Source organism: Noviherbaspirillum sp. (assembly GCF_036846085.1).
Taxonomy (GTDB): Bacteria; Pseudomonadota; Gammaproteobacteria; order Burkholderiales; family Burkholderiaceae_D; genus Noviherbaspirillum.
On the sequence record NZ_DAIUCO010000096.1, the window covers coordinates 1 to 17,123 of the forward strand.

Below are 17,123 nucleotides of genomic sequence, written 5' to 3' on the forward strand. Positions count from 1 at the left end.
GGTGTGGGAACGGCTACGACGATAAAGTCGGCGGCGGCGAGCGCTGCTGGGTCGTTTGTCACTTCCAATCGTTCTGCGTCCCGCAACTCTTTGGGAGAAAGCTCCCCGGTAGGGTCGATGAACTCTTTATAGCTCTTGATTTTGCTGACAGACAAATCAAAACCAATGGTCCGCTGTTTTTTCCCGAACTCGACAGCGAGCGGAAGACCAACATAGCCAAGTCCGACAACGGCAACGACGCTCATAGACTTCTCTCTTGCTTGCATGAAAGTAAAATGAATATATCAGATAGTGTAAAAAAAGGCATCAAACCGTTTGATTTGTTTTCATGCTTGATGCTTCTGCATTGCAGATGCGATGCGAATGCGAAAACGGGCTTACGACAGGCTGAGCAGGTTGAACTGACGCTAGGATCTAACGGCAAAAATAACTCGTATAAATACATTCTTAAGGAGCAATCGCATTTAAGAATCTGGAGCCGCGATTTATCTCCGCGCTTGTTCAGACTGCCAATAAAAAATGACCCGCAATAGCGGGCCATCGAGTAACAGCACAAAAAATTTACTTGTTTTTTGTCTGGCGACGAGTCATTGCAAGTCCCATCAAAGCAAGGCTCAACAACAGAACTGTCGAAGGCTCAGGAATGGAATTGCCGGAGATCTGGCCCGTCGATGTGGCGATGAAGTTATTGTTGCTGAACTGAGACGATGCGGACGACAGAAGATCAGCCATGAACTGCTGCGTGTTCGTGTCGAAGTTGCTGGCAGCGATACCGCCCGTTACAGCAAAATAGCTAGTCAGGAAGCCAGACTGAAAACTTGTTGCATTGGAAAACTCGTTTGCAACCGCCGACAACTGAAGGAACAGATTGCCATCTGCAGCATTGCCGGCCGGGCTTGTGCTTACATTGAAGTCTGGAGTGTCATCAACGTACAAGCGCAGCCAACCATTCGTGAATGTTCCCGGACCGGCAATTTGAAAACCGCCGAACACAAAAGTCAGTTCGCAGCTTGCGCAGAATGCGCCGCCTATTGCGGACGATGTGTCGCCGTAGTTAACCCCGTTAAATTTGAAGATTTCTCCCACGCCTTGCAGCACATCTCCAAAACCAACCGTTAATGGATTGATCGCATTCGCGTAATTCGGCGCTGCGTTCAGAGCATTCGATACTGCATTTGCGCTGGAACTGAAGAACTGGTTGAACTCGTAACGCGCCGTAAAGTCGCTGTCAGTGATGCTGACCGCATCCGGATCCCAAGTCACGCCACCGATATTGATTATCGATGCCTGTGCTGTACCGCCGAAAGCAGCAACCAGCGCAACAGCAGATAGTAGCTTTCTAAACATTTTCATAAATTCCCCTTGTGTTGGTTCTTGGCTAAGTTGTTATTTCCGCACCAACCATTAGCAGTTTATGTGCCAGCAGTAATTAAACGCCATAACACCTTGATTTTAAAATTGTTTTTTGCCGATTCCGTATATACCCATGTATTCCATTAACGAAATGTAAAAATTCCCGACAACAACTCTGTATTTAATTATTGATAACGTCCAGGGGACAAAATGCCGTCGGGGTCGACACTTTGCCGAAGTCGGGCATGGAATGCCTTGGACTCTTCCTGCATATCGGAGAGTGTTTGCATTGCTCCTAGTCCCACGCGATACGGAAAGAAGCCCCGTTCACGCCCCTCAAGAAGCAAGTCGGTATAACAGTTGGTCGCGGCGGCGAGTGCGCTGTCGTTGTTGCGGTCGAAAATGAGTGGAACCGTACTATCAAATATCTTGTCGCTGATCGAGGTGAAGGTAATCAATGGCTCGATGCCGTGCTTTCGTGTGATTCGTTCGATCATCTCCACATAGGAACTGGCCGTTGCCGCACGCATCGGCACCAATGGTGCATACCAGATAAGGCCGCAACCATCTCGTGATGGATCACGCTCGAATTCCTTCGCACTCGATGAGTTACGCCAGTAGGCAAGCGGCAATGCCGTTTCATTCGGCACGCCATTCACCAGCTCAAGTGCTTTGGCAAGCGTGTTTGCAGTACTGCCAAGGCGCCGGGCGGCCGGCCCCGGAAGCAGGTTAGCGATCCGCGACAACGCCTGGGCTTTCTGAGGACTGAAAAATATCAGCCTGCTCGCCACCCCGGATAGCGAACGCCTGATTTCGCTTTCGGCAGCGGACACGATCTTCTTCGTACCATAGATTGTTCCGAATCCTGTCCAGGGAAAAATCTGGAATTGCCGTCCCAACTCTTCAACTACCGCCTCCGGGATCAAACCATCGGTTCCAAGTCGGTCTGTCGGGTATGGCGCTGACATCGCGAGTACTCGATGGCGATTCATGAGATTAATCCCCCCAACAACACCCGGCAGGCGGCCGAGTATTGTCCTCACCCGCTCGACTGCCTGTTCGAGCAGTGCCTTGTCCTTAAGACTGAAGAAGCATACCTTCACGCATTCAGGACGGCGGGCAAGGGCGATCGACATCCTGGTAACGATCCCGAAGCCGCTCTGGGTGAAAAGGCCAGTGGAGTATGGGCCGATGCCGTACTTAAAAAGACGGGCCAACTCTTCCCCCCCCGCTTCCCGCATGGCAGTCCGGTATCGACTGCCGTCCGCAAGTACTGCTTCAAGGTCAGTAACCGCACCGAAATGATCGGTATGAGGCGTGATGCCGTACCCTCTTTCCAGCGCATTTCCCAACAAGCTGCATTGTGGACCGGCACCGGTCACAGGCACTAAAAATGGATGTCCTCCAGCCGTCAGAAATTCCGACAGCATGCCCTGCGTAACACCGGGCTCCACGGTGACAACGCCAAGATCCGGATCGAAATGAAGAATCTTCTGCAGATTGGAAAGATCGATGATGACGCAGTTGTCGCGGACCGGAAGCGACGTACCGTACCCCCAGTTGCGACCTGTACTGATGGGATACACCGAAACCTTATGCTTGGCGGCGATGCGCATAACGTCTGGAAGCGTGGACGCATCTTTGATCACGAGAGCGGCCGGGATCGTACGCTCGATGCCACTCGCATCCGCTCCGTATTTGCGCAAAACATCAGCGCCTCGCAATACCGAAGGTACGCCTAGCAGACCCCACCAATCGAGGATCGCCTCCTCTAAGCGCATTGATCCCGCCCTGAGCGTCGCCGAGGCATCCCGGAAATGTGCGTATCGACTAAATCAAAGCTATAGCTCGATGCCGGCCTCCAAACCAGATCATCAGACAGACGACGGGAGCACTGCAATGCGTTCCGGGGCAGACGCTCTAAAATGACATGAACATTTGATACATCAATGGCGATGCAGGCCATTGAAATCGGAAAAAGCATTGCGTCGGTCTTTGCAAGATGAGGTCTTTGCACACATCACTTTCAATAATTGCTGACCAATCTCTGTGTGATGCCAGCTTCCTCGCGCGGCGAGAAGAAATAGGGATAGAGCGATCTGGTGAGGTTCGGATGATCGCTTGTACCGCCGTGTTTTAGTATTTGCTCTTCCATAAAATCAAGCCGGATCCACAGCAGATACGCCGGCGCTGATACACGCGGATTCAGTTTCAACTCGCCTTCCTGCTTGAAACCAAGCATCCGTTCGTAGTAACGGCGATGACGCGGATTCACTTCGATAAAAGCATCGGTGCAGTTATGGATTCGCCGTGCGTAGATAAAACAGATGTGAAAGAGTGCAGCAAGCGGAAACGGCGAATCAGCATCCGCATCGAAGGCCAGCTTGGTTAACTCACAAAGTTTTCGTCCTGGGCCACGATGCTGATCAACTTCCGACTTGAAGATTTCGTCAGCCATCAATCCCGTTGCGGAGTCGATGGACAGAGTGATCGTTCCGACCAACGTGTCTTTCATTGACGCCGCCAGCGTAATTTGGTTTGGACTGTCTTTCAACTTCTGCATTCCTGGATATCCACGCCAGGAATACATTTTGTTGATCAACATGCTGGCCGAATTGCGCCCTACTTCGGTATCCGCCAAACGAATACGAAAATCATTCGTGCTGAACACAACCGTATCCGCGTCGTCATCCGACGTCAGGTCGAACGCGATGTCACTTCGCCGATGGCTATCCGCGGACAAAATCGTCGAGCCTTTCTCGGTTACACCGACATGGCGGAATTCGGACGTCAGCATTAATTAAGCTCCTTGCGGTCATGTTTGAGCCTGCCGTTTGATTGAATGGCTGGCAGATCTTGCGATTAACTAAGAATAAATACTTATTGGATTTGCTTCAGCAACGTTTTGGCTTCATCTGCTTTTGCAAAATCGGCTCCCGACGCCAGCAAGGTTTCCAATTCCTGCCGGGCCTTGACTTTGTCGCCGGACTTCAACAATCCATGAACGAGGTGATAGCGAATGTCAGGTTGCTTTGGCGCCAGCGAGACGGCTTTTTGAAGCAATGGCAGGCCGCGAGAGGCGCTCCCCTGCTCTACCAGCAGCCAACCCAATGTATCGAGAATCGCCGGATTGTCTGGCGCATTGGTGTAGGCTTTCTCGGCAAACTGAAGGGCGCGCGGATCTTTTTCATGCTGATAGGCCAGTGCCATATTGTTCAACGCCGCCGCATTGTTCGGATCGGCTTCAAGTACGGCTTGAAAGTGCTCCATCGCCTCCTTGTTTTGATTGCGGGTCAGGTGTTTTGTGGCTAGAAACATCCGAACCGGAACATCATTCGGACGCTGCTTGATCCATTGCACAAGGCGAGCTTCCCCGGCTTTTTCCTTCCCTGAAAGCGCCAACGCCTCATGCAATTTGATCAATGCAAATCCGTTCTGGTTATTCGCAAGCGCTTGCTCATACGCTTTGGCAGCGAGTTCCGGCTTTTTTTGGGCCATGAAAACATCGCCCTCGAGTACATAACCAACACTGCTGGATTGCGGCTGCTTTTGAATTTGCTTCGCGATTCTCAAAGCCTGGTCGTGGTTTCCATTTCGCTCGGCCAGGGTCGCCAGCGCCAGATGCGCATCGAGAAAATCGGGCTTGAGCGACACCGCGGTTTTAAGCGCTTGGTCCGCAGCACTTTGGTTGTTCATTGCCATATGCACAGCAGCGGTTTTGAAATGCGCGACAGGAGATTTTGGCGCCATTGCAAGTAGCTTCTTATAGCTTTGCAAAGCAGCGGCAGGATCGTTGTTTGAGAGATGAGCTTGTGCCAGCAAGTCCAATACGTCAGGACTCTCCGGATTGCTCGCCTGCAGTTTTTGCGCAAGCACCAGGCTTTTCTGCTTTTCCCCGACACGCAGATATTGCGCAATTAATAGCGTCGCAGGCTTCAATTCATCAGGATGGTCAGCAACGGTCTTTTCCAGCAATCGTGTCGCTTCACTATTGCTGCCCTGAGAAAGGGCGATGCCTGCCAGAGCCAGTTGGGCCTGCATATTTTTATTATTCGACTCAAGGAAAGTTTCGAGACGCTTTTTTGCAAGGTCAGGCTTTTTTTCCTGGATTTCAAGCTGCGCAAGATTGGAGACAGCCGGGAAATAATTCGGCTGCAGTTTTAGCGCACTTTGAAAACTGTTGCGTGCAGCAGCAACGTCCTTCTTGGAGAGATATATTCCGCCTTTAAGATTCGGCAGAAGCGGATTTTCCGGTTGGGACTTTTCCAATTTGGCGATGGCCGAAAGCGCCTTGTCGTATTCTTTCAGCCTCATGTGCGCCATGACAAGCAGTACACCCGCTTGCGTAGGCTGCGAGTCCATGTTGGCCGCCGCTTCCAGTTCCGCAATACCGCGTGCATTCTCGCCTTTTGCCAGACGGCTCATTCCAAGTGCAGTGCGAATACCAGCCGTTTCCGGTGCAAGTGCGCTCGCCTGTTCGAAGTACTCGGTCGCTTTGGAAAAATCTTTCACCCGCATGTAAGCTTCGCCGGCGAGCGTAAGCAATTGGGCATCCTTCTCCCCGCTTTTCAAAAGTGGCGCCAGCGTCTTGATCGCACGATCGGCCTCTCCGTTTTTCAATAGCACCGCGACTAAAAGACGGGAGGCGTACGGATCACCGGGCATCGTTTCCAGATACCGTTTAAAGTGCTGTTCGGCCTGCTGCGTTGATCCCAAGGCAAACTGAACCAGCCCTGCCAACAGCACGCTCGGCATATGGTTCGGCGATTCACGCAGCACCTGCAGAACAGACTCAAGCGCGACCGCATGCTTGCCCTGCTTGAAGTCGAGAAGTGATTGCGTGTACGTGACCAAAAGCGATTTGGCATCGTACTTTCGAGCGGAATCCAATTCTGCCTTTGCTTCATCGAACTTTTCGGCATTGATTAGCAAATGCGACCTGGCTATGTAGGCGGCAACATGGTCTGGCTTAAGTGCAATGGCCTTGGCATAGGCAGCGAGCGCGTCATTCGTCTCGCCTTTTACACGTAGCAAATCGCCTTTGAAAAGCCACGCGTCAACGAAGGCCGGATGCTTGCCGGTGGTTTGATCTACAAATTTTTCGGCATTGGCAAGATTGCGATGGATCAGCGAGTGCTTTGCCAAACCGATCAATGCATCGGCGAAATCGGGGGTTTGCGCCAAGGCTTGGTTATAGGCGTTTTGGGCTTCCTGAGACTTGCCCAGCGCCAGGTATGCATGCCCCCGGACCGTGAAATAGTGTGCGTCCGGTTTAACGCCGGCCTGTAACTGCACTTCGTCCAATACCTTTTGATACTGCCCCTGGTAGAACAAAGCCTTTCCCAAGGCTGGCAACAAACTGCCCGGATCAGCACCAAGACTCAGTGCCTTGCGTACCTCCTTCTCTGCTGACGCAAAATCGCCTGTGTCGAGATAAATGGTGCCGAGCAATGCACGTGCTTCGCTATTCTCGGGTTGTTTCTGGAGCACATTCTTCAGCTGGATAATCGCTGCTTTCGCCTCACCCTTTTTTTGGTATTCCTTGGCTTCCGCAATCAACGAGTGTGTGTCTTCGTTCGTGTTGCACCCGACCAAGCCACCCGCAAATATGAAGGCAACCGTAAGTGAGACCAAAAGCTTGGGGCAATTGCTACGCATGGCTCTTCCTATTTACTCAATGCAACTATTGTTTATATGAGGATGTGTGTCGCACGACTTCTTTGCTCGTGAGCACTTCGTACAGAAATGTCCATCATTGGAAGTAAAGGCGAAAAATTGGGATAAGACAACTATTTCTTTTATTTATTAAATTTTGTGCAAGAGTAACAAATTGCGGGGGATTTGTGCAGAGTTTGTCTTACATGAAAATTCGAGGAGACGAACCTCACCTTTCATAATGCCGGTTCCAATTGCCTGAATACACGCTGCCTACGACAGGGCTATAGCGCGTTAAATACGTGACATCCAAAAAACAAAGCCGATCAGGACTGCAATAGTCAAGTACAGAAAGCGGCGGGCGACATTTACTTGCGTGGAAGCAACCATCTCCTCTCCCGTGGATGAATTGATATAGGACATGTCGTAACTCGTTCGAACACGCCTGCGACGGTCACCGATAATTTCCCGCATTTCCCTGATACTTAAGCTGCTTACTTCATGCATCCGAATAAGAATGGATGGGGCCATCGGATAGCCGCGATGACGGATCTGGCTGATTACAGGGGGAGGAATTTCCAGCAACTCAGCTAACGCAATGTCGCTTTCCAGTTGCATTCTGACTTTCAGCGTATCAAGCAATCGATTGGGATCGTACGTTCGCTTCGCGTCACTTAAATCGGTCGTCATAGGTATTGTTCTATCAATCCTTCGAGGCGCGCCTCCGTGACTTCCTACATCGCTGCCCGATAAGACAACGACCCCAACTAGGCGGGGCCGTTACTTAGCGCTGCTTCCAACTGTCACAATGAATTGCCGATAACAAAATGAGAAACTTTATTAGAAAAGGACTTCATGAATGAAATATCAGGTTTATCTTGAGAAACTATGTGCACAAATCATGCCACAAGGAATTATGCTGAATAATCAATAGGTTATTAATCCACGCTCTTGCAGCATGTAAACTATTTCGACAGCATGACAAACTCAACAGGCAAACTGCTCGTTAGCCAGCCGTTGCTTGGTATTTGTAAGGGTAAGGTTTTATGACCCAATGCGATGTTTTCGCAAGCACTCAACAGCACGCAGGCTATCGCCTGGCGATCGCTTTCATATGGCTTAGCACTGATGAAGGTTTTGAAATACTTGGCTCGAATGGATGGATAGCCTTGCTGTAGAGTTTGGCGATTTTGCGCACGTAGTTCTGCGTTTCAGGATAGGGTGGAATACCGCGGTATCGCTCGACCGCCCGCTCACCTGCGTTGTAGGCGGCAGCGACCAGTGCAATATCACCCTCGAAGTACGCTAGCAGCCATTGCAGGTAAGCCATCCCGCCCCGGATATTGTCTTCGGAATTGAAGGGATTTTTGACTCTGAAACGAGTAGCGGTGTCAGGCATAAGCTGCATCAAGCCAAGCGCATTTTTTGGAGAGACCGCTTTCACATTAAAGCCGGACTCGACTGAAATTACGGCAAGAACCAGTTGCGGTTCGAGCTTGTAGCCGGGCGCAAGCTTCTTCACCAAATCGACAATCGGCCCCTTTGGCGAAAAATGTGCCGGCTCTTCCGATGCATCGACTTCAGCGGCCTTCATCTCTGCTTTCGGCCTAAGACAGTCGGGCAACGCGGATGCCTCCGAAGGTTTCATATAAGCAAGCAGTTGCCGAGCATGTGCACTACCACGCTGCGCCGCCATTTCGAAGATTAAGTATGCCGCACCCTCATCTTTCGCCACACCTCTCGCATTGGCATACATCCATCCAAGCGCATAAAGAGCATCGACGCTTCCAGCGACGGCGGCCTGGCAATACATATCAACGGCTTTCGCATAATTGCGCGTAACCCCCTCGCCGTGCTCGTACCGTGCGGCTTCCTGAACCAACTGCTCATTTCCACCGGACGAAAATGCAGAATCGGCAAGGGACAGTCGCGGATGCAGAAGAACGACCCACAGCACGATCACGGGCGACAAAAAGTAGATATTCATTTACATCAAAACCTTGAAAAGTTGTTTATTATGAAATTCGAAAATAACCGTGCAAATAGCTAACAATGCAGCCAAATATTTCCACAAAGAAATCAAATACCTAGGAGAACAACATTTCCATCGGATATTTCAGCCGTATTTTATTTAATTCTGTCAATATGCCGAAAAGCTACTGTTTGTAACACAGGAAATAGCTAAAATACCAATTCCTTGAATTCCACTAACACAAAACATTGTTCGGGACACAATTAATCCCGAGGCGCCATCACCGAACTAGAAATAGTCAACTGCTTCGCTGATTAAAATTCCCGAGGTAAAAGATGTTAAGAATTTCCAATCACTTCGTGTCCACGGCAGTCGCACTGTTGCTTGTTCTGGAGGGGCTCGTACTGATTGGATCGGCTTACCTCGGCGTCTCGCTTCGTTTTCTGGACGCCATCAGCCCGTTGTCATATAGCGACGACGGGCTATTTACATCAGCGTTTGCTTTCGCGATCGTAATGATCTTCAGCATGAGCGCGCTAGGGATGTATCAGATCAGTTTTCGCGAAGGCATCAGGGCAACCCTTTTGCGGTTGATGCCCTCGTGCGTACTGAGTTTTGTGCTCATTACCTTTGTGTTTTACGTGCTGCCCGATCTATATCTTGGTCGGGGTATCGTGGGCTTCATGTTCCTGGTCGCGGCGCCGGCGATCCTGATTACACGAACGATCTTCTTTAAATCCACCCGGACCAAATTTTTACAGTCACGCATCCTGTTTTTGGGTGCCGGGGCGCTTGCCCAGGAGTGCAGCGTTCTGGTGAAGGACCCTCGCATGGATCGCAAATATCAGATTGTCGGTTATGTACCAGTTGCAAATGACGAATGCTGCGTCCCGCCCGGTGAGGTGCTGCCGATAAAAGGCACGATCATGGACATGGTTACCGAGCATGGAATTAATGAAATCGTCGTGACGGTTCAGAATCGTCGAGGCGGCGCTTTGCCGATTAGTGAACTCCTTACCTGCAAGTTGAATGGCATCAAAGTTACCGATTCAGCGGCCTTCTTCGAGCGTGAAGCATGCCAGATCCGCGTCGACTCCCTGCAGCCGAGCTGGCTGGTGTTCGGCACCGGTTTCGATCAAGGATTCTTTCGTTCCGCGTGCAAGAAAGCGTTCGACCTTCTGGTCAGTATCAGCGTCCTGATCATTGCACTTCCAATTCTTCTGGTAACCGCACTGTTGATTTACCTCGAGGATCGTGGCCCGATCTTCTATCGCCAGGAGCGGGTTGGTGAAGACGGCAAGCACTTTATGGTGTTGAAATTCCGCAGCATGTCGATCGATGCAGAGCGCAACGGCACACCCCAGTGGGCATCAGCCAACGACCCTCGAACGACACGGGTCGGACGCATCATCCGGCTTTTGCGGATCGATGAGTTCCCGCAGATCCTCAATGTGCTGAAAGGCGACATGAGTTTCGTTGGTCCCCGCCCCGAAAGACCATACTTCGTCAAACAGTTGGCCGAAGAAATCCCGTACTACAACGTCCGCCACAGCGTCAAGCCCGGCATTACCGGCATGGCGCAGGTTCGATATCAATACGGCGCCTCGGTGGCCGATGCCGTACAAAAACTCCAGTATGACCTGTACTACGTCAAGAACAATAGCTTGTTCCTCGACCTGCTGATCCTGATCGATACACTCCAGGTCATGATTCTCGGCAAGGGAAGCCGATGAACGCCGGGCATTGCTGATGTTGGCCGTCATTGCGGTAGCCAGTTACTCGATTGCTGCCTGCGCATTCCTGCTGCTTTTCGTTCTTCTGCTTCTGAGATGGCGGGGCAGACGACACGGTGCAATCCTTGCGCTTGCCTGTCTTGTGACCGCCTTGTGGTCCGCTTCCATCGTCTACTACACAAAGCAAGGCATGCCGGCCGCGCTACCGGTCGCGATACTGGAAATCATCAGGAACGCCACGTGGTCCGCCTTCCTCCTCGATATCGTCAGCGCTTCCTTCCGTACCCATTCTGTAGCCGGCCTTAAGATAAGCAAGCCGACCGCGAGCTACGTTTCGATCTATGCACTGTTGATTCTGGCTGCGATCCTTTCCTATGCGGGACTCGATTTCGCCGATGGCATTGCAGCGAGCATGAGCTTCATCGGCATGGCTGTCGTGGGCATGATCTTAACGGAGCAACTGTTCCGAAATACACCAGGAAAGGCTCGCTGGGCGATCAAGTATGCCTGCCTTGGAATAGGCGGTCTGTTCGCCTATGACTTCTACTTCTATGTGGATACGCTGCTATTCAGAAGAGTGAATGTTGAAATCTGGACGGCTCGCGGTTTCATTAACGCATTCGCTGTTCCGCTGATTGCCGTGTCCGCCGCGCGCAACCCCGAATGGTCGGTCGGCATTGCCGTGTCCCGCCGCATGCTCTTTCATTCGGCGACCTTGTTCGGTTCGGCGATGTACCTGCTCATGGTGGCCGCCGCGGGCTATTACTTGCGTTTCTTCGGCGGCGATTGGGGAACGGTGCTTCAGGTAACGCTGCTGGTCAGCGCCATCATTTTGCTAGTCGCGGTCCTTTTCTCCGGGACATTCCGCTCGTGGCTCAAAGTCTCCATCAGCAAGCACTTTTACAATTACGGGTATGACTATCGAGAGGAATGGCTCAATTTCATTCGCACCTTGTCCGTGGAAGGGCCGCAACTGGGTGAACGGGTCGTGCGGGCGATCGCTCATCTGGTGGAGAGTCCAAAGGGCATTTTGTACACTGGTAACGGTGCCGACCAGTTTGTCCACGCAGCGGATTGGAACTTGACGTTCAGAAGCGACCCGGAGCCTGCGGACAGCGCGCTCTGCAATTTTCTGAAGACCAGGCAATGGGTTATCGATTTGCAGGAACTCGACGCCAACCCTGCCAAATACGATGGGTTGGGAGTTCCAGAATGGCTGCGCCGTTTCCCCCAGGCCTGGCTGGTCGTCCCGTTGATCGAAAATGAAGAGTTGTTCGGGTTCGTCGTCCTCTCAAAATCACGCAGCAAGGTCACGTTGAATTGGGAGGTGACAGACCTGCTCAAGATCGTCGGCAAGCAAGCGGCCAGCTATCTCGCGCGACAGGAATCTGCGAACGCTCTTGCAGTAGCGCGCCAGTTTGAAACCTTCAATCGAATGTCCACATTCGTCGTTCACGACCTCAAGAATCTGGTCTCCCAGCTCGCATTGCTTCTCGCGAATGCGGAGAAACACAAGGAGAGTCCCGAATTTCAGAAGGACATGCTTGAAACCATCGAACACGCGGTACAAAAGATGCGAGGCCTATTGCAGAAATTCAATCGCGATTTTTCGACCGAGCGGTCCGGCCGGGTATTGCTTGAGAACGTGCTGGAACGTGCTGTCGCATCCAGGATCGGCGCGGAACCAAGGCCGCGCCTTGATATCCGCACATCCGGGATGGCGGTTTCCGCGGATTTCACGCGGCTTGAACGCGTCATTGGCCACCTGATTCAGAATGCAATCGAAGCCACACCGCGCGATGGCAGAATTGACGTGCGCCTGATGGAGGAAGCTGGCAACGGGGTGATCGAGATCGCCGATACCGGCAAGGGAATGAATGATCAATTCATCCGTGGACGGCTTTTCAAACCGTTCGAATCCACAAAGTCGGCAGGCATGGGAATAGGCGTCTTCGAGACCCGCGAATACATTCTGCAAATCGGCGGCAAACTTGACGTAAGCAGCCAGCCGACGCAGGGTACAACATTCAGAGTAAGTCTTCCGCTGTATGTGCACGAGGAAGATAAAATGCTGAGCACACTTTAAGGCAGGGAATGTCCGTGAGCCAGGAAAAAAGGAAGTTGCTGATCGTCGAAGACGACCTTGGATTGCAAAAACAGTTGCGATGGGGCTTCGACGCCTATGAAGTGTTGCTTGCAGGTGACCGGGAAAGCGCACTCGCCCTGCTCCGCCGTCATGAACCCGCAGTGGTGACCATGGACCTCGGCTTGCCGCCGGACGCGGACGGCGCGACAGAGGGGCTAGCATTGCTCCAGCAAATCTTCGCGCTTGCTCCGAATACAAAAGTTATCGTACTTACCGGGAACCAGGACCGGACCAACGCCGTAAAGGCGATCGGCATGGGCGCCTACGACTTTCACCAGAAGCCGTTCGACTTCGACGTCATGGGGCTGATCATCGAGCGGGCTTTCTATCTGCACAGCCTGCAACAGGAAAATCACCGTCTGCAGCAAAATCTTGCGGACTCGCCTCTCGGCGGCATTATTACCCGGGATCCGGGCATGCTGAAGGTTTGCCGCAGCATCGAGAAAGTGGCGCCCTCCTCGGCCACGGTCATGCTGCTTGGGGACAGTGGAACAGGCAAGGAAATTCTAGCCAGGGCTTTGCATCAGATAAGCGCACGGAGTGACAAGCGGTTCATGGCGATCAACTGCGCCGCCATCCCGGAAAATCTACTGGAAAGCGAACTTTTCGGCTATGAAAAAGGCGCCTTTACCGGTGCCGCAAAACAGACACTCGGAAAGATCGAACTGGCGAGCGGCGGCACGTTCTTTCTCGATGAAGTCGGTGACCTGCCCATGCCACTGCAGGCCAAACTGCTCCGGTTCCTGCAGGAGCGGGTGGTCGAACGTATTGGCGGCCGCACCGAGATTTCGGTGGACGTCCGCGTCGTATGCGCAACGCACCGCAACCTGAAGCAGATGGTGGAAGCGGGTCAATTCCGTGAAGACCTTTACTACCGTTTGAGCGAAATCGTCATCACGATTCCGGCATTGCGCGAGCGGATGGGCGACGCGACCCTGCTGGCCCATCACTTCCGAAGAAAGTTCGGGTCGCAGGAGGGCCGCCCTATTCTCGGGTTTAGTGACGATGCGCTGAATGCCATCGCCAATCACTCCTGGCCGGGAAATGTACGGGAAATGGAAAACTGTATGAAGCGCGCCATCATCATGGCTGATGGTCCGCAGATCACGGCGGAGGATCTTGGGTTGTCCGGAACTGCCGACGATGACGAGCCGCTCAACCTTCGGCAAGTGCGCGATGACGCCTGTCATAAAGCATTGATCAGGGCACTTGCAAAGGTCGACGGCAATATCGTGAAGGCTGCCGAGTTACTCGGGATTAGCCGTCCGACGATTTATGATTTGATGAACAGGTACGGCATTAAGTAAGTATGCCCTTCAACTGACAATAGGATTACGGCACCTTATTATCGACGAGTCATTGAAGCGGGAAGTTTGGTGTGGGGCACCGCATTTCCGCATGGCGCCGAGCAAAGGCCGGAACGAAAAAATGACTGACAAAAACAAAACGGGCCAGCGCATGGAGCGCTAGCCCGTCGATACAACTAGGTAAAACTGGTGCGGCTGGCAGGAATCGAACCCACGACCCCTTGGTTCGTAGCCAAGTACTCTATCCAGCTGAGCTACAGCCGCGTAAAACAAAAGTATAGCACGCTCTCAACTATTTTTGGAAGAGCGTTTTTTGTTTGGCATTCAAGACCGGCAAGTTTCTTTTGCCACTATTGTCATATCGATCTGTTTCCATATATCGATCCGCCCGTATGCGGCAGCCTGGTAAATCGGAGAATGTCGCCCGTGACCAACAAACAATCGCAAACCAACCGATTTTTCGATTTTGCCTGGAAGAGGAAATCGTTTGGAAACGACTTATGATAAAGTCGTTTAGAAACTTTCCTCAAGACAATTAATGTGTTGTGTGTCCACGCAATGAATTTTTGCCGTCGGATCTCGTTTGCCGGATTTTCGGCGCACGGTGACGATGGCAATTTCGGGCAAAGGACTATATCCGACACAGTTTCCAGAATATGCAAGGAAGACTACCCGATGCGGCTTAGCTCAATCCGTTTTGTCGCCGCAACCCTTCTGCTCAGCTGCATGTCGATGTCAGCCGTTGCTGCGGATCTGATCGTTGACGTCAAGGACGCCGTCGACGCACCGGTCATCGATACAGTTGTCTATGCAGAGCCACTGTCCGGACAGGTGGCAATGTCCAAAAAAAACACAGTGATCATTGAACAAAAAGGACGCAAGTTTCTTCCGCTGGTCAGTGTGGTTCAAACCGGAACCGACATCTCATTTCCGAACAACGATTCGGTGCGCCATCATGTGTATTCATTCTCGCCCGCAAAGTCGTTCGAGCTGCAGCTCTATTCGGGCGTGCCGGGAGCACCGGTTACTTTCGACAAACCCGGCACTGTTGTAGTCGGCTGCAATATCCACGACAAGATGGTTGCGTACATCCATGCGGTGGCGACGCCGTACTTCGGCAAGACCGACAACGCAGGGAAAGTCATCCTGGCCGGGCTTCCTTCAGGGAAGTACCGCATCAAGGCATGGCACTATGGCTTGCCGCAGAATGCGCCGTTCCCCGAGCAACTCGTCAATATCGCATCGCGTGACGAGGCTGTCGCTTTCAAGTTCAGCGCGAAAAGCGTTTCGGCACCTCAATAGGACGACTTCCATGCGCATGCGCAGCCTTGAAAGCCGCATCGTCCTATTGTTCCTGGTATTGATACTTGCTGTGCAAGCGTCGGGATTCATGGCGATCCGCATCGGCATCGATCAGAATGCCAGATCGGCGATACAGGAGGAACTGGTCGTCGGTGAACGTGTGTTCCGTCGCCTGCTGGGCTTGTACGCACACAACCTTACGCAGGGAGCAAGGGTTCTGGCGTCGGACTACGGATTCAAACAGGCAATTGCAAGCGACGATAGCGAAACGATCGCATCGGCGCTCACCAATCATGGCGGCCGTATCGGCGCGTCCCATGCAGTTCTCGTCGCCGCGGATCGCAGCATCAAGGCATCGACGACCGGCAAGCTTGTCGGCAGTTTTGAAAAATCAATTCTTGGATTGCTGGATGCCGCGGATCGGAATGATGGCGCCAGCAACAACAGCATTATCGATAGCCAGCCATACCAGGTTGTCGTTGTGCCTGTGAAAGCCCCTGTCACGATAGGCTGGATTGCCATGGCGTTTCCGGTCGCACGTCAACTTGCGACAGACATGCGAGAGTTATCGCTAATGCATATTTCAGTCCTGATCAACGGAACAAATGGCGCATGGTCATCGACGGCATCTTCGCTTCCCGCCCTCGCGGCAGCCGAGCTGGCACGGCAAATGGAGACCCTCGGCTTCGGTCCGCGGTTCATACCCCAGATTCGGATCGCAGACGCCGATTACAGCGCGCAGGTGCTGATATTTGCCGAAGACGCGAAACAGACAGCCGCAGTGGTGCTGCAGCACTCGATCAGCGACGCCATCGCCCCATACCAGCGGCTGCAACTGATTCTCCTGGTGCTTACCGCCTTGGGAATCATGGTGACATTGGCGGGTAGCATGTTCATGGCGCGGCGCATCACCAGGCCGTTGCGACGCTTGAGTGAAATTGCAAAGCGGCTGGGAGCGGGCGACTACCGGGACCGTATCGACATCGGCAAGGATGATGAGATCGGCGAGCTGTCGAAGGCGTTTGAAAGCATGCGTGACGGCATCTCCCGGCGGGAAGCGGAAATCGGGCGGCTGGCATATTGGGATACGTTGACCGGCCTCCCCAACCGGGTGCAGTTTTCGGCCATGTTGAATGAATCCATCGCGCTTGCACAGGAAGAAGCCGGCCAATGCCATGTGCTGATGATGGATCTCGACGGATTCAAGAATGTGAACGATGTGCTCGGACACGCCGTCGGCGACGCTCTGCTGCAGCATGTAGCACAACGGTTGCAGAACCAGATCGGCGGCGACTACGCACCACGAGTAGCGCGTCTCGGCGGAGATGAGTTTGCCGTGCTTCTCCCGCGGATGCATGAAGACGATGCGCGCACCGTCGCAACGGGAATCCTCAAATCCCTGGAAGTACCGATTTCAATTGATGAACACAATATTGATCTCGGCGCAGGCATCGGAATCGCGGGCTTTCCGCGGCACGGCGCCAGTGCCGAAATGATTCTGAGTCGCGCGGAAGTGGCGATGTACGCGGCCAAGACCGGCGGAAACGAAGCAGTCGTGTATGACCCTGCGATCGATAAAAGCAGTGAACAAAACCTGTCTCTTCTCGGCGAACTGCGGCGTGCCGCGGAACGCGGCGAATTTCGCCTGTACGTGC

Annotated in this window: 11 protein-coding genes, 1 tRNA gene and 1 pseudogene; 5 read left to right on the forward strand and 8 right to left on the reverse strand. The window is 52.7% G+C overall.

The features are described from left to right. The 7 genes and pseudogenes from V7080_RS12785 to V7080_RS12815 form a co-directional block, all read right to left on the reverse strand. A pseudogene (locus V7080_RS12785) lies at positions 1-245 on the reverse strand (nucleotide sugar dehydrogenase); the annotation flags it as partial. A gap of 316 nt (positions 246-561) precedes the next feature. After that, a complete protein-coding gene (locus V7080_RS12790) occupies positions 562-1,353 on the reverse strand; it encodes a PEP-CTERM sorting domain-containing protein (protein WP_334188774.1) in 792 nt (263 codons plus the stop codon). Positions 1,354-1,538: 185 nt separating this feature from the next. After that, entirely contained in the window at positions 1,539-3,134 is a 1,596-nt protein-coding gene (locus V7080_RS12795) for an FAD-binding oxidoreductase (protein ID WP_334188775.1), read from the reverse strand. 245 nt (positions 3,135-3,379) lie between these two features. After that, positions 3,380-4,150, reverse strand: a complete 771-nt coding sequence (locus tag V7080_RS12800; protein ID WP_334188776.1) for an N-acyl amino acid synthase FeeM domain-containing protein — start codon at positions 4,148-4,150, stop codon at positions 3,380-3,382. Positions 4,151-4,233: 83 nt separating this feature from the next. Beyond that, positions 4,234-7,011, reverse strand: a complete 2,778-nt coding sequence (prsT, locus tag V7080_RS12805) for an XrtA/PEP-CTERM system TPR-repeat protein PrsT (protein ID WP_334188777.1) — start codon at positions 7,009-7,011, stop codon at positions 4,234-4,236. A 291-nt stretch (positions 7,012-7,302) separates the two neighbouring features. Beyond that, entirely contained in the window at positions 7,303-7,698 is a 396-nt protein-coding gene (locus V7080_RS12810) for a hypothetical protein (protein ID WP_334188778.1), read from the reverse strand. Positions 7,699-8,098: 400 nt separating this feature from the next. Continuing rightward, entirely contained in the window at positions 8,099-8,995 is an 897-nt protein-coding gene (locus V7080_RS12815; protein ID WP_334188779.1) for a lytic transglycosylase domain-containing protein, read from the reverse strand. Between the two features lie 320 nt (positions 8,996-9,315). Here V7080_RS12815 and V7080_RS12820 point away from each other — a divergent pair, with 320 nt between their 5' ends. The 3 genes from V7080_RS12820 to prsR are packed head-to-tail and all read left to right on the forward strand — an operon-like array spanning position 9,316 to position 14,166. Continuing rightward, entirely contained in the window at positions 9,316-10,713 is a 1,398-nt protein-coding gene (locus tag V7080_RS12820; protein ID WP_334188780.1) for a TIGR03013 family XrtA/PEP-CTERM system glycosyltransferase, read from the forward strand. Positions 10,714-10,729: 16 nt separating this feature from the next. Next, complete coding sequence (gene prsK / locus V7080_RS12825) at positions 10,730-12,799, forward strand: XrtA/PEP-CTERM system histidine kinase PrsK (RefSeq protein WP_334188781.1); 2,070 nt, start codon at positions 10,730-10,732, stop codon at positions 12,797-12,799. Positions 12,800-12,807: 8 nt separating this feature from the next. Next, positions 12,808-14,166: a PEP-CTERM-box response regulator transcription factor gene (gene prsR / locus V7080_RS12830; protein ID WP_334188782.1), complete on the forward strand. Its 1,359-nt coding sequence runs from the start codon at positions 12,808-12,810 to the stop codon at positions 14,164-14,166. A gap of 187 nt (positions 14,167-14,353) precedes the next feature. On the opposite strand, the gene V7080_RS12835 is transcribed toward prsR, so the two are convergent. Further along, positions 14,354-14,430, reverse strand: a tRNA-Arg gene (locus V7080_RS12835). 462 nt (positions 14,431-14,892) lie between these two features. Between V7080_RS12835 and V7080_RS12840 the strand changes: the two genes are divergently transcribed. Together V7080_RS12840 and V7080_RS12845 are read left to right on the forward strand one after the other, a co-directional pair. Then, the gene (locus tag V7080_RS12840; protein ID WP_334188783.1) at positions 14,893-15,468 is read left to right on the forward strand and encodes a methylamine utilization protein; all 576 of its coding nucleotides are present in this window, start codon (positions 14,893-14,895) and stop codon (positions 15,466-15,468) included. Positions 15,469-15,478: 10 nt separating this feature from the next. Continuing rightward, on the forward strand, positions 15,479-17,123 hold a 1,645-nt coding region (locus V7080_RS12845), incomplete at its 3' end, for a diguanylate cyclase domain-containing protein (RefSeq protein ID WP_334188784.1).